This is a genomic window from Bradyrhizobium sp. 44 (assembly GCF_023073095.1).
Classification (GTDB): Bacteria; Pseudomonadota; Alphaproteobacteria; order Rhizobiales; family Xanthobacteraceae; genus Bradyrhizobium.
Genome location: NZ_JADPIY010000020.1, coordinates 277,277 through 297,004, shown reverse-complemented (window position 1 = coordinate 297,004; position 19,728 = coordinate 277,277). Strand labels below are relative to the sequence as shown.

The 19,728-nt window shown below is 64.8% G+C and carries 18 protein-coding genes; 2 read left to right on the top strand and 16 right to left on the bottom strand.

The window, feature by feature from the left end:
- Positions 1 to 9 precede the first annotated feature (9 nt).
- The gene (locus tag IVB41_RS23585) at positions 10 to 540 is read left to right on the top strand and encodes a DUF1003 domain-containing protein (RefSeq protein WP_027567144.1); all 531 of its coding nucleotides are present in this window, start codon (positions 10 to 12) and stop codon (positions 538 to 540) included.
- A 185-nt stretch (positions 541 to 725) separates the two neighbouring features.
- Here IVB41_RS23585 and lpxB read toward each other — a convergent pair whose 3' ends face one another.
- From lpxB to lpxA, 3 genes are read right to left on the bottom strand one after another with little or no spacing between them, the layout of a single operon-like run.
- Entirely contained in the window at positions 726 to 1,910 is a 1,185-nt protein-coding gene (lpxB, locus tag IVB41_RS23580) for a lipid-A-disaccharide synthase (protein ID WP_247435421.1), read from the bottom strand.
- Complete coding sequence (locus IVB41_RS23575; protein WP_247435746.1) at positions 1,907 to 2,764, bottom strand: LpxI family protein; 858 nt, start codon at positions 2,762 to 2,764, stop codon at positions 1,907 to 1,909. Before IVB41_RS23575 ends, lpxB begins: the two co-directional genes overlap by 4 nt.
- A gap of 19 nt (positions 2,765 to 2,783) precedes the next feature.
- A complete protein-coding gene (gene lpxA, locus IVB41_RS23570) occupies positions 2,784 to 3,575 on the bottom strand; it encodes an acyl-ACP--UDP-N-acetylglucosamine O-acyltransferase (protein WP_247435418.1) in 792 nt (263 codons plus the stop codon).
- Positions 3,576 to 3,750: 175 nt separating this feature from the next.
- Between lpxA and IVB41_RS23565 the strand changes: the two genes are divergently transcribed.
- Entirely contained in the window at positions 3,751 to 4,095 is a 345-nt protein-coding gene (locus IVB41_RS23565) for a KTSC domain-containing protein (protein ID WP_247435415.1), read from the top strand.
- 6 nt (positions 4,096 to 4,101) lie between these two features.
- On the opposite strand, the gene fabZ is transcribed toward IVB41_RS23565, so the two are convergent.
- From fabZ to IVB41_RS23500, 13 genes are all read right to left on the bottom strand, one after another.
- Positions 4,102 to 4,518, bottom strand: a complete 417-nt coding sequence (fabZ, locus tag IVB41_RS23560) for a 3-hydroxyacyl-ACP dehydratase FabZ (RefSeq protein WP_051058562.1) — start codon at positions 4,516 to 4,518, stop codon at positions 4,102 to 4,104.
- A 41-nt stretch (positions 4,519 to 4,559) separates the two neighbouring features.
- Positions 4,560 to 5,627, bottom strand: coding sequence for a UDP-3-O-(3-hydroxymyristoyl)glucosamine N-acyltransferase (gene lpxD, locus IVB41_RS23555; RefSeq protein WP_247435412.1), 1,068 nt, complete (start codon positions 5,625 to 5,627; stop codon positions 4,560 to 4,562).
- Positions 5,628 to 5,751: 124 nt separating this feature from the next.
- Positions 5,752 to 8,289, bottom strand: coding sequence for an outer membrane protein assembly factor BamA (gene bamA / locus IVB41_RS23550; protein WP_027567150.1), 2,538 nt, complete (start codon positions 8,287 to 8,289; stop codon positions 5,752 to 5,754).
- Between the two features lie 187 nt (positions 8,290 to 8,476).
- Positions 8,477 to 9,628, bottom strand: a complete 1,152-nt coding sequence (rseP, locus tag IVB41_RS23545; RefSeq protein ID WP_027567151.1) for an RIP metalloprotease RseP — start codon at positions 9,626 to 9,628, stop codon at positions 8,477 to 8,479.
- A 44-nt stretch (positions 9,629 to 9,672) separates the two neighbouring features.
- Positions 9,673 to 10,896: a 1-deoxy-D-xylulose-5-phosphate reductoisomerase gene (gene dxr, locus IVB41_RS23540; RefSeq protein WP_247435409.1), complete on the bottom strand. Its 1,224-nt coding sequence runs from the start codon at positions 10,894 to 10,896 to the stop codon at positions 9,673 to 9,675.
- Between the two features lie 4 nt (positions 10,897 to 10,900).
- Positions 10,901 to 11,686, bottom strand: coding sequence for a phosphatidate cytidylyltransferase (locus IVB41_RS23535; protein WP_249802767.1), 786 nt, complete (start codon positions 11,684 to 11,686; stop codon positions 10,901 to 10,903).
- 53 nt (positions 11,687 to 11,739) lie between these two features.
- On the bottom strand, positions 11,740 to 12,498 hold the full coding sequence (locus tag IVB41_RS23530) for an isoprenyl transferase (RefSeq protein ID WP_247435403.1): 759 nt from the start codon (positions 12,496 to 12,498) through the stop codon (positions 11,740 to 11,742).
- 93 nt (positions 12,499 to 12,591) lie between these two features.
- On the bottom strand, positions 12,592 to 13,155 hold the full coding sequence (gene frr / locus IVB41_RS23525; RefSeq protein ID WP_027518196.1) for a ribosome recycling factor: 564 nt from the start codon (positions 13,153 to 13,155) through the stop codon (positions 12,592 to 12,594).
- A gap of 67 nt (positions 13,156 to 13,222) precedes the next feature.
- Positions 13,223 to 13,939 (bottom strand): UMP kinase, encoded by a 717-nt coding sequence (pyrH, locus tag IVB41_RS23520; protein ID WP_018455040.1) that lies wholly within the window; start codon positions 13,937 to 13,939, stop codon positions 13,223 to 13,225.
- 60 nt (positions 13,940 to 13,999) lie between these two features.
- Positions 14,000 to 14,923, bottom strand: coding sequence for a translation elongation factor Ts (gene tsf, locus IVB41_RS23515; protein WP_027567156.1), 924 nt, complete (start codon positions 14,921 to 14,923; stop codon positions 14,000 to 14,002).
- Between the two features lie 131 nt (positions 14,924 to 15,054).
- Positions 15,055 to 16,047: a 30S ribosomal protein S2 gene (locus IVB41_RS23510; protein ID WP_027518198.1), complete on the bottom strand. Its 993-nt coding sequence runs from the start codon at positions 16,045 to 16,047 to the stop codon at positions 15,055 to 15,057.
- Positions 16,048 to 16,268: 221 nt separating this feature from the next.
- Positions 16,269 to 18,776, bottom strand: coding sequence for a caspase family protein (locus IVB41_RS23505; RefSeq protein WP_247435400.1), 2,508 nt, complete (start codon positions 18,774 to 18,776; stop codon positions 16,269 to 16,271).
- 209 nt (positions 18,777 to 18,985) lie between these two features.
- Positions 18,986 to 19,726, bottom strand: coding sequence for a carbonic anhydrase (locus IVB41_RS23500; RefSeq protein ID WP_247435396.1), 741 nt, complete (start codon positions 19,724 to 19,726; stop codon positions 18,986 to 18,988).
- Positions 19,727 to 19,728: the final 2 nt, after the last annotated feature.

Here is a 19,728-nt window from a genome sequence, read left to right as displayed (position 1 = left end):
GGGACGCAAATGAACAGCGAGCAAAGCCACAAAATACACCTAAGTCTCGAGGATCAGCAGCGATTGCAAGAACTTCGGGCGCAAAAGCCGGCACGCAACACACCCAAACCTGCCCTAGCTCCGGGAGCGATCCTGGCTGACCGGGTGGCCGAAACGGTTGGCTCCTGGCGTTTCATTATCATCCAGAGCGTACTACTTGGCATCTGGATCGTTCTGAACATGATGGCATTCATCAATCATTGGGACCCCTATCCCTTCATCTTGCTGAACTTAGTTCTTTCCTTCCAAGCAGCCTACGCAGCGCCCATCATCATGATGAGCCAGAACCGTCAATCCGAGATTGATCGCAAGCACGCAGAACACGACTACCGAATAAATGTGAAGGCTGAACTCGAAATCGAATTGCTGCACAACAAGATTGACGCCTTGCGTGAGCAGGAAATCTTACAGCTACTCAATATCATTCAACGTTTGTCTGCGCACCTTGCGCCCGAGCTTGTCGCGGCTATCGAGGCCGAAGCGGTGCCGCATAAGGCCTAGGTGACCTTCCTTGTCGCTGGACCGTCAAGCGAGTCGCTGCCTCTAGGGATCGAGTGCTACGCGGGTCTTCCACAGTCGCGGACGGCTCCTACTCAATGACTGCTTTGAGTCACAAGCCGCCGATCGCGCTCTAGGTGGGAGACTTCCACTTTGCGCTGGCAAGCCGACGTTTGTGAGTACGCGTCCTAGCTAGCCTGCCTGCCCTTGCGCATCGTCGCCAGCACGATGTCGGCTGCGAGCACGCTCGGCGACTTGTTGCCGGTCGACATGATCGTATCGAGCTGGGCGAACGCTTCCACCTGCTGCCGGCGCAGCGGTGAATCGGCCAGAAGCTCCGTGAGCGCGGGCGCCAGCTTCTCTGGCGTGCAGTCTTCCTGCAGGAACTCCGGGATGACATCCTTGCCGATCACGAGATTGGCGAGGATCACCGAGGAGACGCGGATCGCGCGGCGCAGGATGAAGGCTTCGATCGCGCCGACGCGATAGGCCGTCACCATCGGAATGCCCGATAGCGCGAGCTCCAGCGTCACAGTGCCGGATTTTGCCAATGCCGCGCGCGCGATGCGGAAGGCGGCGCGCTTCTCGTTCTCGCCGACCACAATTTGAGGCTTGACCGGCCAGTTCGCGATGCCTCCACGAATGGTGGCTTCGAGATGCGGCATGGTTGGCAGCATCAGTTCGAACGCGCGGCCGTCCGTCCGCAATCGGCCGAGCGTCGCCCCGAACACGTCGAGATGGTGCCTGATCTCGCTGCGGCGGCTGCCGGGCAATACCAGCAACACCGGCGGCTCGCCGTCGCGGCGCGCCTGCTCCTCCGCGTTCGGCCGCAGCGAGGGCAATTGCTCGATCAGCGGATGGCCGACATAGCTGCATGGCGGTCCGCCGAGCTTGCGATATTCCCCCGGCTCGAACGGCAACAGGCCGAGCACATGGTCGACATAACCGAGCATGGTCCGCGCCCGTCCCGGTCGCCAGGCCCAGAGCTGTGGCGAGACGTAGTCGACGATCGGAATCGCCGGATTGCGCGCCCGCACGCGGCGGGCGACACGGTGGGTGAAGTCGGGACTGTCGATGATGACGAGCGCGTCCGGCGCGGCTTCGGTCACGGCCTCTGCGGTCTCGCGGATCAGCCGCAGGATCTTCGGCAATTGCTGCACGACCGCGGCAAAGCCGACGATCGAGAGCTCCTCGATCGGAAACAGCGTCTCGAGCCCCTGGCGGGCCATGGTGTGGCCGCCGACGCCCACGAACTGCACGCCGTCGCCGAGCCGCTGGCGCAGCACCTTCATCAAGGCGCTGCCGAGCCGGTCGCCGGATTCCTCCGTGGCGATCAGGAATATCTTGCGCTTGGGATCGCGACCTTGCATCACGCCGGCAGGCCGATGACGAAGAGATATTTGGCGTCGGCGAGTGCGATCATCGCCTGCGGCTCGGCGGCGATGGTGTTCCCGCCGACGACGGCAATGCCGGCCAGCCCTGCGGCGGCGACGCCCTCGAGGGTGCGCGGGCCGATCGTCGGCAGGTCGAAGCGCAAATCCTGCCCGCTCTTTGGGACCTTCACCAGCACGCCCCGCCCGGAGGCGGCGCGGATGCGGCCCTCTTCGCGCAGCCGTGCCACGCGCGCGAGCAGCGCATCGGTGCCCTCGATATCCTCGACCGCCACCACATGACCATCGATCACGACCGCGGCCTGGCCGATGTCGAACGGACCGAGCGCGGTCAGCACCGCGCGTCCGCGCTCGATGTCGGTCTTGCCGGTGTCGCTCGGCCAGGCGCGGCTGATGCAGCCCTCGGGCATCAAGAGGTCGGGCGCGACATCCTTGATGCCCACCATCCTAAAGCCGCCCTGCTCGAGAATGCGCCCGACGCCGGACAACAAATGATCGTCGCCGCCGCGGAAGGCGCGGATGACATTGCCAAGCAGCCGGAGCGTCGTGAAGTCGACCCGGACCTCCGAGAGCGAAGGCCGTACCAGCGTGCCGATGAAGATCAGGTCGCGGCAGCCCTCCTCGCGAAACAGCCGCATGGCGCGGCCGAGCTGGCCGACCGAGATCCATCGATGACGGAATTTTTCCACCCGTGCCGGATCGCAGGCCCCCCGAAGGGGAAACAGCACTGGTGTGATGCCGCGGGCAGCGAGCGAGTCGGCAACCGCGAACGGCATCGCGCCGCCGCCAGCGACCACGCCGACCGGCGATGAAATCTCCGAAGCCGCCGATGTCATGCCCGGGGCCATCGCATCATCACTTCGCGATGGCGGGAAGACAGAGCGGGCGCTTGCCCTTGCCGATGAAGTCGAGGATTTCGCCGATCGCCGGATCGTCACCGGCGAGCGGCCGCGCCGCCTCCAGGCGTTCGGCAAAGGTAGCGGGGCCATGGAAGAGCTTCTGGTAGAACGCGCGCACGGTCGCAAGCCGCTGCTTGGTGAACTTGCGCCGCTTCATGCCGATCAGGTTGAGGCCTTCGAGCACGGCATACTGGCCGTTGACGAGGCCGAACGGAATGACATCGTCGCGCACGCCGCACACCCCGCCGACCATAACCTGCGGGCCGATGCGGGTGAACTGGTGCACCGCGGACAGACCGCCGATGAAGACGAAATCGCCGATCTCGCAGTGACCGCCGAGCGTGGCCGAGGTCGCGAAGATCACGTCGTTGCCGACATGGCAGTCGTGGCCGACATGGCTGCAATTCATGAAATAGTTGCGGTCGCCGACCTCTGTGACGCCGCCGCTTGCGACCGTGCCGGCGTTCATGGTCACGGACTCGCGGATCGTGCAGCCCGAACCGATCTTGAGCTTCGTCAATTCGCCACGATAGCTGAGTGATTGCGGCGGCGTACCGAGCGAAGCGAACGGATAGATGGTGCAATCGTCACCGATCGTGGTCTGCGCGGTAATATGCACATGTCCGATCAGCTTGCAGTTGCTGCCGATCACGACATGCGCACCGATGATGCAATAGGGTCCGATCTCGGTGCCCTCGCCGATCACGGCGCCGTCCGCGATCCGTGCGGTGGGATCAATCTTACTCATCAAGCAATCTGACTCATCAAGAAGGTCTGATTAGGTGTTGAAGTCGCTCGGTTTTCCGCTGGTTAGCGCGACTATGCCCGATCTGTCCAGTGACGTATGATCTCTCCCTGTTTCAAGTGCCGGATGAGGCAGCCTTCCCGGCGCATCAATAAGTTCACGCGGAGCTTCAGGTATCGTGGTCAGGGCCTTGGCACTTCTCCTCGCGCAGCTCGCCGCCGCGCCGATCGTATCCGAGACGATCGAGACCGGCGAACACCGCCTCGTCGATCTCAAGACATTCGAATGCCGCGACATCACCCGCAGCACGGTGCTCCAGCGGGTCTGTTACGACCGTGCGCAGCAGGCTCTCATCGTGGCTATGGACGGCGCTTACGACCGCTACTGCGGCGTGCCGGTTGAGATGGTCGAGCGCCTGCTGGGCGCACCATCCATGGGCCAGTTCTTCAAGCAGAACATCAAGCGCGGGGTCAGCGGCAGCCGGTACGCGTGTCCTGCACGCGAGCGTATCCAGAGAAGTTGATCCCGCTCAGTCGGTCAGCATGGCACCGACATCGGCCTCCGCAACCACCTGGCCGTTAACCTTGGCGTCGCCGTGAAACCACCACATGGCCTTGCGGCGGCCGATCGAGCGCATGTGGTATTCGATGGTATCGCCGGGCAGCACCGGCTTGCGGAACTTGCACTTGTCGATGGTCAGGAAATACACCGCGCGCGGCTTGTCGGTGCCCTCGACCGATTTGATGCCGATCACACCGGCAGTCTGCGCCATCGCTTCGATCATCATGACGCCCGGATAGACCGGGCGATCGGGAAAGTGGCCCTGGAACGGCGGCTCGTTGAAGGTGACGTTCTTGATGCCGATGCCGCTGTAATCGGTGCGGATGTTGATCACGCGATCGATCAGCAGCATCGGAAAACGGTGCGGGAGCGTTTGCAGGATCATGTTGATGTCCACAAGCTCGAACCTGACCGGTGCTTCGTCCGTCACTCCCGTTCCTCCTGCTTCGGATCGGCCTTGCTGTCGCGCGCCAGGCGCTCGACCGCCAATATTTCCTTGAACCACTGCCTGGTCGGCTTGGCAAAAAAACCACCCCAGCGTCCGTTGGGAGGAACGTCGTCCTTGACGCCGCTCATGGCAGTCACCTGAGCTCCATCCCCGATCTTGACGTGATTGTTGATGCCCACCTTCGCTCCCAGCGCCACGTTGTCGCCGAGGGTGAGGCTGCCGGCAAGACCGATCTGGGCTGCCAGCAGGCAGTGCCGGCCAATGGTCACATTGTGGCCGATCTGGACCTGATTGTCGATTTTGGTCCCCTCCCCGATCACAGTGTCGCGCAAGGACCCGCGATCAATGGTGGTGCCGGCGCCGACCTCCACGTTGTTCTGGATCAGCACGCGGCCGGTCTGAGGCACCTTCAGGTGGCCCTCGGGGCCGAAGAAGATGAAGCCGTAGCCGTCCTGGCCGATCGAGCAGCCTGGGTGGATCAGCACGTCGTTGCCGATCAGCGCGCACTGGATGGCGGTGCGTGCCCCGACATTGCAGTCCCGGCCGATCTTGACGCCCGGGCCGATCACAGCCCCCACGCCGACCACCGTGCCGCTGCCGATCTCCACGTCAGGGCCGATCACGGCCAGGGGATCGACGATCACGCCGTCCTCGAGCCTCGCCGTGGGATCGATGATGGCCGACGGCGCGATACCGTCGTTGCCGGTCCAGGATTGCGGCCGGAGCGCGTCGTGATGCCACTCCCGCGCGATCCTGACGAAGGCGCGGAACGGCTGCGGCGCCCGCAGCACGGCTACATGCGCGGGCACCCGGGCCTCAAAGCGTGGGCTCACCAGGCAAGCACCGGCCTTGGTCGCCTTGAGCTCATCGCCATATTTGAGATTGTCGAAGAACGTCAGGTGCATCGGGCCGGCTTCGTCGAGCGAAGCAAGACCCCTGATGATTTGGGCGCCCCTTGCGGGATCGACCAGCTCCGCCTTGGTCAGCGTGGCTATGTCAGCCAGCGCTGAGGCGGGCGGCTGTATGAAGAAGGTCGGCTGCGCCATTCCACCCCGTCGCGGTCCGGCTTCGGCATGAAGCGGCCAAGCCGCATCATGCCTGATCTCCTGGATTGGCACGATCCCTTTCGGAAACCGGCTCCGTAGTCCGGATCGTGCCGTGCTGTTCGAATTAGAACGAGGTGCCGCCGCCGAACCGGAATTCCTGCGTACGGTCGTTCTTGCCCTTGGTCAGCGGCACGGCGTAGTCGAAGCGCAGCGGACCGAACGGCGAGGCCCAGATCAAGCCTACACCGACCGACGACCGGACGGCATTGCCGTTGTCATACACCAAGCCGGTGCAGGTTCCAGCCGAGGCTGGATTGACGGTCGACGGCGTGCAGCTCGAATTCTTAGTCGTGGTCAGCTCGTTGGTCACAGACCACGTCGTCGGGCCCTGATAGTCGAACAGACCGCCGGCGTCGGCGTAGACGGCGCCCTTCAGACCCACTTCCTTCGGCAGGAACCAGAACGGCATCTGCAATTCGAGCGAAGCGCCCCAATATTTGGTGCCGCCAAGCGCGTCCTGCGTGCCGAAGGGGTTCAAATCGCGCGGGCCGATGCCGTTCGGAGCAAAGCCGCGGACCAGATTCGGGCCCATCTGGAAATGATCCAGCATGCGCAGATCCTGGTTGCCGATCTTGTTCAGCATGCCGCCCTGGATGCGAGCGAGGCCGACGATATCGGACACCAGCGGAGTGTAGTACTTCGCGTCCACCACAGTCTTCAGGTAGGAGACGTCGCCGCCGACACCGGCGAAGTCCTGCCGGAAATCGACCAGGAGACCGTCGGTGGGGTTCTTGTTGTTGTCGAGCGTGTTGTAGGTCAGCGTGTAGCCGAGCGCCGAGGTCAGCGTCTTGCCGTTGGCAAGCTCCTTGCGGACCGGCAGCGAAGCCTCGCCGTCGCTGTAGCAGCCGAGGCCGTTGGTCGAGGCATCCAGAGGAATGCCGCTCGCCGCCGAGAAAGCCGGGCTTGGATTGAATGCCGCCGACCCAACTACGTTATTACAGTTCGCCAGGTAGGACGGCAGCGTGATTTCCTGCCTGTAGATCGAGTAGCGCACCTGCAGCGACAGATCTTCACGCAGGGAGAAGCCGAGGCGCGGCGAGAAGCCGAGCGTCTTGGTGCCGTAGGAGATGTAGCTGTTGGACCTCTGCTCGCGCTGATAGAGGTCGAGACCCAACGCGACCCGGTAGTCGAGCAGATAGGGTTCGACGAACGACAGCGAATAACCGCGGGCATACTGGCCGTAAGTCACCGCCGCCTTGGCGAACAGGCCGCGGCCGAGCAAATTGCGTTCGGAGACCGAGACTTCGGCCAGCGCGCCGTCGGTGGTGGAATAACCACCCGAGACCGAGAAGTCGCCGGTCGATTTCTCTTCCATGTCCACGAGCAGGATCACGCGGTCGCTCGACGAACCGGGCTCCGTCGTGATCTTCACGCTCTTGAAATAGTCGAGGTTCTTCAAGCGGCGCTCGGCACGGTCGACCAGCGCGCGGTTGTAGGCATCGCCCTCGGAGACGTCGAACTCGCGACGGATCACGTAGTCGCGCGTGCGGGTGTTGCCGCGCAGGTTGATGCGTTCGATATAGGTGCGCGGACCCTCGTCGATGTTGAACACGACCGACACGGTGTGCGCCTCGAAGTTGCGGTCGCCGCCCGGACGGACCACGGCGAAGGCATAACCGCGCCGCGAGGCTTCGATCTGCATCTCCTCGACCGATTTCTCGACCGATTCGACGTTGTAGAGCGAACCGACATTGACGCGCGAATAGTTGCGCATCGGGGTGGGATCGAAGTTCGGAATGCTGGAGCGGAAGTCGATCGAGCCGACCCGGTATTGCGAGCCTTCCTCGATCTTGAAGGTAACGTTGAAGCCCTTCTTCTCCGGATCGTATTCGGTGAGCGCGGCCACGACCTGGACGTCGGCGAAACCGTTCTTGAGATAGAAGCGGCGGATCAGGTCGCGGTCGGCCTCGACCCGATCGGGATCGTAGATGTCGCTGCTGGCGAGGAAGCTCAGCAGGTTCGATTCGTGCGTCTTGATGACGTCGCGCAGGCGGTAGGACGAGTACGCGTTGTTGCCGACGAACTCGATCGACTTGACGCCGGTCTTGGCGCCCTCCTCGACCGTGAAGATGAGATCGACGCGGTTGTTCGGCTGCTCGATGACTTCAGGCGTGACGCGGACGTCGTAGCGGCCGGAACGGCGATAGATTTCGGCGATTCGCAGCGTGTCGGACTGCACCATGGCGCGGGAGAAGGTGCCGCGCGCCTTGGACTGGACTTCACCGGTGAGCTGCTCGTCCTTGATCTTCTTGTTGCCCTCGAAGGCAATGCGGCCGATCACCGGGTTTTCCACCACGGAGACGACGATCTGGCCACCGGCACCGCGGTTGATCCTGACGTCCTGGAACAGGCCGGTCTCGATCAGCGCCTTGAGGCCGTCGTCGATGGCACCCTGATCCAGGCGACCGCCGGGACCCGGCTTGAAGTAGGAGCGGATCGTCTCCACCTCGACCCGGCGATTTCCCTCGACGGAAATCGACTGCACGGTCTGAGCAAGCGCAGACGAAGACACAAAGGCAGCCCCAACCGGGGCAAGCACCGGCGCGCCGAACATGATCAGGGTTGCGAGCAAGCCCCCCCGGAGTCGCAGTCCAAACTTCATTGCGCAACGCGCCCTTATCATTCCGTACCAGACCCAACCCCAACGCCGGTCTGGAGATTCCCCAAGTTCAAGCCGCTTGTAGACAATTTCACCGACGCCGCAAACGGTCGAGCGCGCCGTAATTTCATTTTCATTCCAAGACGTTGCCCAAGAGCAACGCCCGGGCAACGCCACAAAAAAGCCCCTATCAGGATGCGGCCATCCGCAGGATGTCGTTATAGGTCGCAAACACCATCAACATCAGCACCAAGCCCAGCCCGATTCGGAACCCCATCTCCTGAGTCCGCTCTGACAGGGGCCGACCACGGGCAACCTCCGCCGCATAGAACATAAGGTGACCGCCATCGAGCAGCGGGATCGGGAACAGATTCAGCAGGCCGATCGACACCGATAGCACCGCGCAGAGGTTGATCACGAACTGGAACCCGGCGCTGGCCGCCTGCCCCGACATCTTGGCAATGCCGAGCACGCCGCTGACCTCGTTCGGATTGCCGTTCCCGACGAACAACGAGCCCAGGAACTTGAAGGTACTGGTGATGATGAACCAGACCTGCTCCACGCCGATCTTGAGCGCTTCGCCGACGCCGACGGGCGACGTCGAGGCTTCACCGGCCTGGGACTTGTGTTCGACGCCGAGCACGCCGAGACGGTGGCTGTTGCCGAAGGGATCCTTGCGCTCGAGCAGCGCCGGCGTCGCGGTCAGCGACACGATGGCACCGTCGCGCTTAACCTGGAAGGCAAGCGGCGAACCAGCATTCATTGCAACCATGCGCTGCATGTCGGCAAAGCTTTCAATCGGCTTGCCGTCGATCTGGACGACGACGTCGCCGATCTTGAAGCCGGCTGCCGCCGCAGCGCCGTCGGCGACGACACCGTCGACGCGCGCGATCGTGCTCGGCTTGCCGTAATACAGCGCCATGCCGGCGAAGATCAGCGCGCCCAGGATGAAATTGGCGATCGGTCCGGCGGCAACGATGGCGGCGCGCGGGCCGACCTTCTTGTGATGGAAGCTGCCGGCGCGCTCCTCGGCCGTCATGGCCGCAAGCTTCTCGGATGACGGGGTCGAAGCCTCGCTTTCGTCGCCGAAGAACTTGACGTAGCCGCCGAGCGGGATCGCCGAGATCTTCCAGCGGGTGCCATGGCGGTCGTTGAAGCCGACCAGCTCAGGTCCGAAACCGAGCGAAAAAGTTAACACGCGAACGCCCGCCCAGCGCGCGACCAGGAAATGGCCGAGCTCATGGAAGAACACGACGATGGTCAGGACGAACAGGAAGGGAACCGCGTAGCCGAGGAGCCCATGGCTCAACGTGTTGAAACTATGGACGAAAAAGTCGATCATCGAATTCCCTCATCCAGCGCCGCAAGGCCCTGGCCCCGAACCATCTAGGATGCCTTTAAGGCAATTTGAGGCAATAGGGCGGCAGCCCTATTTCGCGCAACATGGTCAACAGCGATTGCATCGTCCGCTGATGTCAGCGGGGCCTGGTTCCCGCCACGAACCCAGTCGTCCAGCGTCGCCTCCACCAGCCGGGCAATCGCGCCGAACCGGATCTTGCCCGCGATGAAGGCGGCGACCGCGACCTCATTGGCGGCGTTGTAGACGGTGGTCGCCCCCTTCCCGGTCCGGAGCGAATCGAAGGCCAGGCGCAGCCCGGGGAAGCGCTCGAAATCCGGCGCCTCGAAGGTCAATTGGCCGATCTTGGCCAGATCGAGCTTGGCGGCGGGACCCTTGATGCGGTCGGGCCAGCCGAGGCAATGCGCGATCGGCGTGCGCATGTCGGGTGAGCCGAGCTGGGCCATGACTGAGCGGTCGGAGAACTCGACCATGCCGTGGATGATCGACTGCGGATGAACGAGGACGTCGATCTCGTCCGGCGAGAGCGCGAACAGATAGGAGGCCTCGATCACCTCGAGCCCCTTGTTCATCATCGAGGCGGAATCGATCGTGATCTTCTGGCCCATGCTCCAGTTCGGATGCTTCAGGGCTTGCGCGAGTGTCGCCTGCTCGATGTCGGCAGGCTTCCAGGTCCGGAACGGACCGCCGGAGGCCGTGATGATGACACGGACGAGCTCGTCACGATTGCCCGAGGCGAGCGCCTGGAACAGCGCGTTATGCTCGGAATCCGCGGGCAGGATACAGGCGCCCGCTTTCGCCGCGCGCTGCATGAAGAAATCGCCGGCGCAGACGAGACATTCCTTGTTGGCGAGCGCGACATGCGCGCCGCGATCGACCGCCGCCAGTGCCGGCTTCAGCCCGGCCGCGCCACTCACGGCGGCCATCACCCAATCGGCCGGACGCGCGCCGGCCTCGATCACCGCGCTTTCGCCGGCGCCGCATTCGGTGCCGGTGCCCGCGAGCGCAGCCTTGAGCTCGGCAAATTTTGAGGTATCGGCGATCGCGACGAAGCGCGCGGAAAACTCCTTCGCGAGCTTTGCCAGCGCCTCGACATTGCTGTTCGCCGTCAGCGCCTCGACACGGTAGCGCTCGGGAGAGGCGCGCAGCAGATCCATCGTGCTGTCGCCGATCGAGCCGGTGGCGCCGAGAACCGTGACGCTGCGGACGGTCGACGCCGCAGCCTTGTTGTTACGCAATGGAACCGCGCTCATATCTTCACCAAACCATAAGACCGCTTCCGGCGCTATGCACACCATGGCGGAGGAAGCCGATAATCCATGCCACCAGGATGGCAGCGACAAAACCGTCCAGACGGTCCAATAGCCCGCCGTGGCCGGGAATTAAGTGACTGGAATCCTTGACATCGAAGCGCCGCTTGACCGCGGATTCGAACAAATCGCCGCAGGCCGACACGACCGAGAGGACCGCGGCGACGAGCAGCAATGGAGCCATCTTTCCGATCCCGCAAGCGGCAAAGCCGGCCGCGACCAAAAGGCTCGCGGCAAAGCCGCCGAGCGCCCCTGCCCAGGTCTTCTTCGGGCTGACGCGCGGCCACAGCTTCGGTCCGCCGATGCCGCGGCCGGCGAAATAGCCGCCGATATCGGTCGCCCACACCACGAGCAGCACGAACATCAGCGCGGCGAAGCCGTTCACGAGATCCTTCCGCAGCAGGATCGAGGCGAGTAGCGCCGCCGACGCATAGGCGAATCCGGAGGCCGCCCAGACGAACTTGCCCCGCGCGATCACCGTCACGATCGCGCCCCCAATCAGGCCGGTGATGATGGCAGTCTTGAGCGCGCCGAAGGCAACGCACAAGCCCATCGTGGCGATGACGATCGTCCCCGCCCCGGTCAGCGCGGTCGAGCCTGCGCCCACCACCGTCAGCCATTCCGCGAACAGTCCGATCGACACCAGGGTGACGAGCAGCGCCCACAGCCAGCCGCCGGCATAAGCGAGCGCAATGGCGAGCGGCGCCAGCACTAGCGCCGCGAGGATTCGCATCACGAGATTGCTCGGGGTAGGCTGAGAGCCGGCCGGTGCGGAGTCGGGGTCGCTCACGAGGCGGTTTTCGCGACCAGGCCGCCGAAACGGCGCTCGCGCCTGGCAAATTCGGCGATTGCGCCTTCCAGCGCCGCCTTGTCGAAATCCGGCCAGTGAATCGGCACGAAGACAAGCTCGCTATAGGCGGCCTGCCACATCAGGAAGTTGGACAGGCGCTGCTCGCCACTTGTGCGGATGATGAGATCGGGATCGGGAATGTCGGGTGCGTCGAGATGCGCCCCTAGGGTCTCGGCATCGATCGTATCAGGATTGCGCTGGCCCTCGACGACTTCGCGCGCGAGCTTCTGCGCCGCCTTCGCGATCTCCTGGCGGGAGCCGTAATTGAAGGCGACGACGAGCGTGAGCCGCGTATTGTCGCGCGTCAGTTCCTCCGCCTCGTTGAGAAGTGCGCAGATGTCGCCCTCCAGCCCGTCCCGCTCGCCGATGATGCGTACCTTGACGCCGTCGCGATGCAGGCTCGCCAGATCGTTGCGGATGAAGCGGCGCAAGAGGCCGAACAGATCGCCGATCTCGCTCGCCGGACGCGACCAGTTTTCCGAGCTGAAGGAGAAGATGGTGAGATAGCGGATGCCAAGTTCATGCGACGCGCGAACGACGCGGCGCAGGGCGTCGACGCCGCGGCGATGGCCTTCCGCCCGTGGCAAGCCGCGCGCGGCCGCCCAACGTCCGTTGCCATCCATGATGATGGCGACATGCGCAGGCGCATCGGACCGATCGGGTCCTTCCGTTGCGGGCGCGGCGGCGTTGGACATGAGGCTGCCTTAAAGCATGATCCGGAAGAGTGCGAAGCGGCCTTCCGAAAAGATCATGCGCGAACAATAACCTAAAGCGCGATCCAGCGCGCTTTAAACGGTGAGGATTTCTTTTTCCTTGGCGGCCAGCAACTGATCGATCTCGGAGATCGTGCCGTCGGTCGCCTTCTGCACGTCGTCGGCGTGGCGCTTCTGATCATCCTCGGACATCTCGTGATTCTTCTCGAGCTTCTTGAGGACGTCGAGACCGTCGCGGCGGACGTGGCGCGCGGCGACCTTGGCGGCTTCCGCGTATTTGTGCGCGACCTTGACGAGCTCCTTGCGACGCTCCTCGTTGAGCTCCGGGATGCGCAGGCGCAGCACCTGGCCTTCGGTCGCCGGCGACAGGCCGAGATTGGAATCGACGATCGCCTTCTCCACCGCCTTGACCATCGACTTGTCCCAGACCTGCACCGAGATCAGGCGCGGCTCCGGCACGCTGACGGTGGCGAGCTGGTTCAGCGGCATGTGGCTGCCATAGGCGTCGACCTGCACCGGATCGAGCATCGAGGCTGAGGCGCGACCGGTACGCAGGCCGCCAAGTTCGTGCTTGAGCGACTGGATCGCGCCCTGCATGCGGCGTTTGACTTCGTTGAGATCGAAATTATCCGTGGCCATCACGTTTCTCCTTCAAAATCCCGGCGACCTCTCCGCACCCTTCCCTCGAGGGCGCAACGACAAGCCGTCAGCCGGCGACAATGGTTCCGTGGCCGCCGCCACGCAGTACAGCGCCGATCGAACCCGGCTCCGCGATCGAGAACACAATGATAGGCAGCGACGTCTCGCGGGCAAGCGCGAAGGCGGTCGCATCCATCACCTTGTAGCCGCCCTCGATCGCCTGCGAATGGGTCAGACGGTCGAATCGCGTCGCCGTCGGGTCTTTCTTCGGGTCGGCCGAGTAGACACCGTCGACATTGGTCGCCTTCAGCACCGCCTGGGCGCCGATCTCGGCTGCGCGCAGCACCGCGGTCGTGTCGGTGGTGAAGAACGGATTACCGGTTCCGCCGCCGAGCAGTACGATCCGACCCTCGGCGAGGTATTTGTGTGCCGCGGTGCGGGTGAACAGCTCGGAAATCTCGGGCATGACGAAGGCCGACAGCGTGCGCGCAGGCGTACCCTTGCGCTCGATCGTGGCTTCGAGCGCGAGGCAGTTCATCATCGTGGCGAGCATGCCCATGGTGTCGCCGGTCGGGCGCGACACGCCGCGCGAGGAGACTTCGACGCCGCGAAAGAGATTGCCGCCGCCGATCACGACGGCGACTTCGGTGCCGAGATGGCGGGCCGCGATCAGATCGTCGGCGACCCGGTCGATGGTCGGCTGATCAATGCCAAAACCCTGCGGTCCCGCGAGATATTCGCCGGACAGCTTGATCACGACGCGACGATAGACCGGATCAGTCATGAGCACTTTCCTTGTCCGGGCGCCGCTTCCGGCGGCACGCCGGAAGGAACGTTCCGGCGCTTACTTCTTTCCGCTGGCGGCCGCGACCTCGGCCGCGAAGTCGCTTTCCTGCTTCTCGATTCCCTCACCGAGAGCATAGCGCACAAAGCCCGCGATCTTCACCGCGCCGCCGACCTTGCCTTCGGCTTCCTTCACCGCCTGCGCCACCGACTTGCCGGTATCGTGGATGAAGGCCTGCTCGAGCAGGCAGACTTCCTTGTAATAGGTCTTCAGGCCGGACTCGACGATCTTCTCGATCACGTTCTCGGGCTTGCCCTGCTGGCGATATTTGTCGGCGAGCACGTCCTTCTCGCGCTTGACGACCGCCGGATCGAGACCGGACGGATCGAGCGCCAGCGGGTTGGCGGCCGCGACATGCATCGCGATCTGGCGGCCAAGCGTTGCGAGCTCGTCGGCCTTGCCCGGCGATTCCAGCGCCACGATCACGCCCATCTTGCCGGCGCCCTCGACGACGGCGCCGTGGACGTAGCTCGACACCACGCCCTGGCTGACTTCGAGCGAAGCTGCGCGGCGCAGCGTCATGTTCTCGCCGATGGTGGCGATCGCGTCATTGATTGCAGTTTCGATCGTGACGTCGCCGACCTTGGCGGCCTTGATTTTCTCGACATCGGCGCCGACGTTGAATGCGACCTGGGCGATCATCTTGACGAGGCCCTGAAACTGGCCGTTGCGCGCGACGAAATCGGTCTCGGAATTGACCTCGACCACGACGCCCTTGTTGCCCTTGACGAGCGCACCGATCAGACCCTCGGCGGCGACGCGGCCCGACTTCTTGGCGGCCTTCGACAGGCCCTTCTTGCGCAGCCAATCCTGCGCCGCTTCCATGTTGCCTTCGTTTTCGGTCAGCGCGGCCTTGCAGTCCATCATGCCTGCGCCGGTCGACTCGCGCAGGTCCTTGACCATCGCAGCTGTGATCGTTGCCATCGTTCAAAATCCTTTTTGCCTGCCGGTTTGCCGCGGCGTGGCCAGATCGCCTCGCCGCGGTCCATCTCAGGAATTCGCGTCAACTGAAATGGTGGCCGGAGCTTGTCCGGCCAACCCATCGCTCTTTTTGACTATTCCGCTTCCGCGGTCAGCGCCTTGGCCTTGGCCACCCAGGCGTCCGCGCGGCTCGGCAGGCCGACTTCTTCGCCGATCTTGTGCGCAGTGTCGTGATCGAGCTCGGCCAGCTGCCAGAAGTGGAAGATGCCGAGGTCGTTGAACTTCTTCTCGATCGCGCCCGACACGCCAGGGAGCTTCTTGAGGTCGTCGGAGGTGCCGCGCGGACCGGCGAGGCCCTGGAAGCCGCTCGTGGCGGTCGGCAGCTCTTCTGCGACCGGCCGAACCGAAGCGCCGACGTCGATGCCGGAATCGCCCTGGGCGCGCGAAATGCCGTCAATCGCTGCACGCGCGATCAGATCGCAATAAAGCGCGATCGCGCGGCCGGCGTCGTCATTTCCCGGCACCACATAGGTGATGCCCTTCGGATCCGAATTGGTGTCGACGATCGCGGCCACCGGGATGTTGAGCCGCTGGGCTTCCTGGATCGCGATGTCTTCCTTGTTGGTGTCGATCACGAAGATCAGGTCGGGCAGACCGCCCATGTCCTTGATGCCGCCGAGCGAGCGGTCGAGCTTGTCGCGCTCGCGCTGAAGCGTCAGGCGCTCTTTCTTGGTGTAGGAGGAGGCATCGCCGCCGGCGAGCACGTCGTCGAGATGACGCAGGCGCTTGATCGAGCCCGAGATCGTCTTCCAGTTGGTCAGCGTGCCGCCGAGCCAGCGCGAATTGACGAAGTACTGAGCGCAGCGCTTGGCCGCGTCGGCAACGCCGTCCTGTGCCTGGCGCTTGGTGCCGACGAACAGGATGCGGCCGCCCTTCGCGACGGTGTCGCTGACCGCCTGCAAGGCGTTGTGCAGCAACGGCACGGTCTGCGCGAGGTCGACGATGTGGATGTTGTTGCGAGCGCCGAAAATGAACGGCGCCATTTTCGGATTCCAGCGGTGAGACTGGTGACCAAAGTGCACGCCGGCTTCGAGGAGCTGACGCATAGTGAAATCGGGTAGTGCCATCGTTCTAATTCTCCGGTTGGTTCCTCCGGAAGCGTGTGAGCAGGACAGAGCGTTGTCGCCCCGGCTGCCACCGGACGGCCTTGTGAGCCATGCTTCCGTGTGAGATGGCGCGGTGTATAGCGCGATTTCGACCAGAAGCAAGGAAATAAGGGCCTTTCGGGGCGGCTTTCGCCCGCGAGAGGCCCCCTTCCGTAAAGACCACGCTGCGGCCTAGCCCCTGCCTAGCATCTGGGCTGGTTCGGCGGGCACTTCTTTGCCGCCGGCGGCGGAGCCGGAGGACGCGGTGGGGGGGCTGCCGGGCGCGGCGGCGGCGGTGGCGCGACGGCCATCCGGGGCGGCGGAGGTGGCGCCGGCCGGGCGACCGGCGGCGCCGCGGGTCGCGCCATTGGCGGCGGCGCCGGCCGAGCGACCGCCACGGGCGGAGCTGCCCGTGGCGGTGGCGGCGGCGCAATACGCGGCGGAGGCGGAGGCGCCGGCCGGGCCACTGCCTGAGGCCTCGGTGGTGGTGCCGACGGCCGGGCAGCTTGGGCGGGAGCAGCGGTCGGTTGATGCTGCGGCCGGATCGGCTCCCGCGCCGCCGAGGACGGCGGCGTGACCGGTCGTCCAACTGGGCCAGGAGGCGGAGGCGTGCGGGCAGCAGACGGCGAACCAGCCGGCTCGCGGATCGCGGACTTGCCATGGTCCCCAGGCCCGGTCCCGGGCGGGGTCTGGGCCACCGGCGGCTTCGGCAGTTGGCCGGGGACAGCGGCCGGGTTTGTCGCCGTTGGCGCCGTCGCCGATGCGCCGGTCGGCGCACCGGGATGGGCTGGCGGCGTGGTGCCGGGAGCAGCAGTGGTCGGCGCCCCCGGATGGTTCGGCAGCGGCGCGCCGGGTGCAGTGGCCGTGGGCAGCACGGGTCTGCCGCCCGGCAGAGGCCCGGCTCCCGCTGGCGGTACGGGCGGACCGCCATGGGTGCCGGGAACCGGCAGCGTGTTGGCTTGGGGCAGCTTGGCCGCTGGCGTGGCAAGTGGACTGACAAGTGGACTGACAAGTGGACTGGCAGGTGAAGCGGTCGGTGGCGTCCCGGTCGGCGCGGCATTGGCGGGCGTCGCCGGGGGCGTTCCTGGCCTCGCCGTCGGCTGCATCGTTGCGCTCGCTGGCATCGGCGCCTTGCCCTGCTGAATCAGGGCGGCGCGCTGCACGGCCGCCTGCGGCATGGCGGGACCAGCCGGATTGGTGCGCCCGGCAATGGCCGGCGTGAGATTGCTCGCTCCGGCACCCGCGCCCGCCGGCGGTGCCGGCGGCTGGTTGATCACCGTGTTGATGACCGTCCGATTATGGATGTTCTGATAGATGATGTTGTTCGGCGGCGGAGCAACATAGAGCGGCGTCCTGACGAACACAGGAATCGGCACGAACATCGGCTGCGGCAGCACGAACAGGCCGATCACCGTCATCGGCGGCGACAGCACGACGAAATCCGGCGGCGGCGGCGGCAGATAGTAGACCGGCGGCGGCGGTGGCGGCGCGAAGCCAAAATCCGGATCGCTGAAATACAGCACGGGACGGTCGACATAGACCACCTCCTCCGGCGACGGTGGCGGCACGTCGTAGTCGATCATCGCGAAGCTCGGCGGCGGCTCGGCCGGCGCGGTGAGAATCGCCAGGCGCCGGCGCGCATCTGCCGCATGCGGACCGCGCGAATAGCGACGCAGGTACGACCAATAGGCTTCCGGCGTGTCGGTACGATAGGTTCGCCGCCAGGTGATGGCCTCACGGCGCGCCGCGACGATGGCCATCACGCGCTTCGACAGCGGGTCGCCGGGATAGGCGGTGAGAAATTCTTCGTAGGCCGGCAGCGTGTCGCGCGTGAGCGCGGCGGCATAGGCATCCTGCACGCCGAGATCGCGGATCGGCTTGTTGCGGATCGCGGCGACCTGGTCGGGTGCGGCCTCAGGCGGCGGCGCGTCGGGCCCGCGCTCGAAGAACGAGAATTGGGCGGAAATCTTCTGCTCGTTCCAGGGCACTTGCGCGCCCTTGCTGGCCTCGTTGACGCGCAGGCGAACGCGGTCGAACACCTCGGGCAGCGGCAGGCCGCCGGTGCGGATCATCTCCGCCAGCGACTGCGCATAGATGCCGTAAGGTCCGGGCTCCTCGGGCGCCACCGTGCCCGGCGCGGCGTTGAAAGCGATCAGCATGTTGGCGTCGGGCTCGACCAGCGCAAGTCCGCTCGCGATCTGCTGGCCGCCCTCCACGAAGGGCTGCGCCCGCGCAGCGTCGAGCACGACGATGTTGGCCTTGAGCGGAACGGAAGCCAGCTGGCGGAGATAGTCGCCGATGCGCAGGCCTTCGGTCGGAATGTCGGTGTCGCGGGTGATGTTGGAATCGACCGGGATGAAGTAGTTCTCACCCGCAAGCTGCACGCCATAGCCGGCGAGATAGACCATCGCAACGGTGCCCGGGCCTGAGGCCTGCGCCTTCTGGATGAAATCGCGAAAGCTCTTGCGCAGCGTGTCGCCGTCGAGATCGCGCGCGCCGACGACGTCGAAGCCCGCCGCCTGCAGCGTCTGCGCGATCAGGCCGGCATCGTTTGCCGTCGTCGCCAGCGGCGACTTGGCGTAGGCGCCGTTGCCGACCACGAGCGCGATACGCTTTTCCTGCTGCTGCGCACGCGCCGGATCCGGCGCGCCTGCGGCAAGGACCGCGACCGGCAGGAGGAGGCAAATGAAGGCTTTGAGCGTCCCACGCATGGCTTGCTTGCCCGTTTTTGTTGTTGAGGTGCCGCCACGCATCAGACGCGTGGCCAGCTGAATGGCACTTGAACGAAAGGCTTCCAATTGAACGAAAGGCTTCCAAATAGCGAAGGCTTGGATTGAGGCGGCGGCATGGCGCCCGGCACCAACGCCGGGCGCCTGCGTCAGCCTCGCGACAACGAGCCGGCGCGAGCCGGTCCGTCTCGTCAGATCTGCGCGATCAGGTCGACCGTTCCCGTCGTGAGCCGATAGATGCCGCCGACGACCTTCAGCTTGCCCTGCTCCACGGCCGCATTGAGGATCGGCGCTGCCGACTTCAGCTTCGCGACGTTGTCGATGACGTTCTGCCGGATCGCCTTGTCGAGGACGTCCCCACCCTGCTGCATCGCAGCCTTGGCGGCGGGCGCGATCGCATCGACCAGCGAGGGAATATGGCCCGGCGGCGGCTTGTTGTCCTTGATCACCTTCAGCGTGGCATCGACCGCACCGCAAGCGTCATGGCCGAGCACGAGGATCAGCGGCGTATTCAGCACGGCGACCGCGTATTCCATGCTGGCGATGGTCTCGGTGCCGGCGAAATTTCCGGCAACGCGGCAGACGAACAGATCGCCGCGGCCGGCGTCGAAGGCATATTCCGGCGCGATGCGCGAATCGGCACAGCTCAGCACGGCCGCGAACGGATTCTGTCCGCCGGCCAGCGCCTCGCGCTCGTGCTTGAAATCGTGCCGCCGCGAAACGCCGTCGACATAGCGCGCATTGCCTTCCGTCAGGCGCTTCAATGATGCGTCGGGCGACAGCACGTTCTGCGGCTTTGGCGGCGTCTTGGTCTCCTTGGCGAAGGCTCTGCCGGTCAGGGCGAGGCCGAGCGCCGAGGCGCCCAACAACATCGCGGACCGCCGCGACGGCGCGATCCTCTCATGTGGGGATTCATTGCACTTGTCGCACATGT

Bases quoted from the DNA above. Each gene is read 5' to 3' on its own strand.
- lpxD (WP_247435412.1), bottom strand. From the start codon at position 5,627: ATGGCGCAGCCGACCTTCTTCATACAGCCGCCCGCCTCAGCGCTGGCT.
- frr (WP_027518196.1), bottom strand. From the start codon at position 13,155: ATGGCCACGGATAATTTCGATCTCAACGAAGTCAAACGCCGCATGCAG.
- lpxA (WP_247435418.1), bottom strand. From the start codon at position 3,575: ATGAGTAAGATTGATCCCACCGCACGGATCGCGGACGGCGCCGTGATC.
- pyrH (WP_018455040.1), bottom strand. From the start codon at position 13,939: ATGACTGATCCGGTCTATCGTCGCGTCGTGATCAAGCTGTCCGGCGAA.
- rseP (WP_027567151.1), bottom strand. From the start codon at position 9,628: ATGATCGACTTTTTCGTCCATAGTTTCAACACGTTGAGCCATGGGCTC.
- dxr (WP_247435409.1), bottom strand. From the start codon at position 10,896: ATGAGCGCGGTTCCATTGCGTAACAACAAGGCTGCGGCGTCGACCGTC.
- bamA (WP_027567150.1), bottom strand. From the start codon at position 8,289: ATGAAGTTTGGACTGCGACTCCGGGGGGGCTTGCTCGCAACCCTGATC.
- IVB41_RS23500 (WP_247435396.1), bottom strand. From the start codon at position 19,726: ATGTGCGACAAGTGCAATGAATCCCCACATGAGAGGATCGCGCCGTCG.
- IVB41_RS23535 (WP_249802767.1), bottom strand. From the start codon at position 11,686: ATGCGAATCCTCGCGGCGCTAGTGCTGGCGCCGCTCGCCATTGCGCTC.
- IVB41_RS23575 (WP_247435746.1), bottom strand. From the start codon at position 2,764: ATGACATCGGCGGCTTCGGAGATTTCATCGCCGGTCGGCGTGGTCGCT.
- fabZ (WP_051058562.1), bottom strand. From the start codon at position 4,518: ATGATCCTGCAAACGCTCCCGCACCGTTTTCCGATGCTGCTGATCGAT.
- IVB41_RS23585 (WP_027567144.1), top strand. From the start codon at position 10: ATGAACAGCGAGCAAAGCCACAAAATACACCTAAGTCTCGAGGATCAG.
- IVB41_RS23530 (WP_247435403.1), bottom strand. From the start codon at position 12,498: ATGTCCAACGCCGCCGCGCCCGCAACGGAAGGACCCGATCGGTCCGAT.
- IVB41_RS23505 (WP_247435400.1), bottom strand. From the start codon at position 18,776: ATGCGTGGGACGCTCAAAGCCTTCATTTGCCTCCTCCTGCCGGTCGCG.
- IVB41_RS23510 (WP_027518198.1), bottom strand. From the start codon at position 16,047: ATGGCACTACCCGATTTCACTATGCGTCAGCTCCTCGAAGCCGGCGTG.
- tsf (WP_027567156.1), bottom strand. From the start codon at position 14,923: ATGGCAACGATCACAGCTGCGATGGTCAAGGACCTGCGCGAGTCGACC.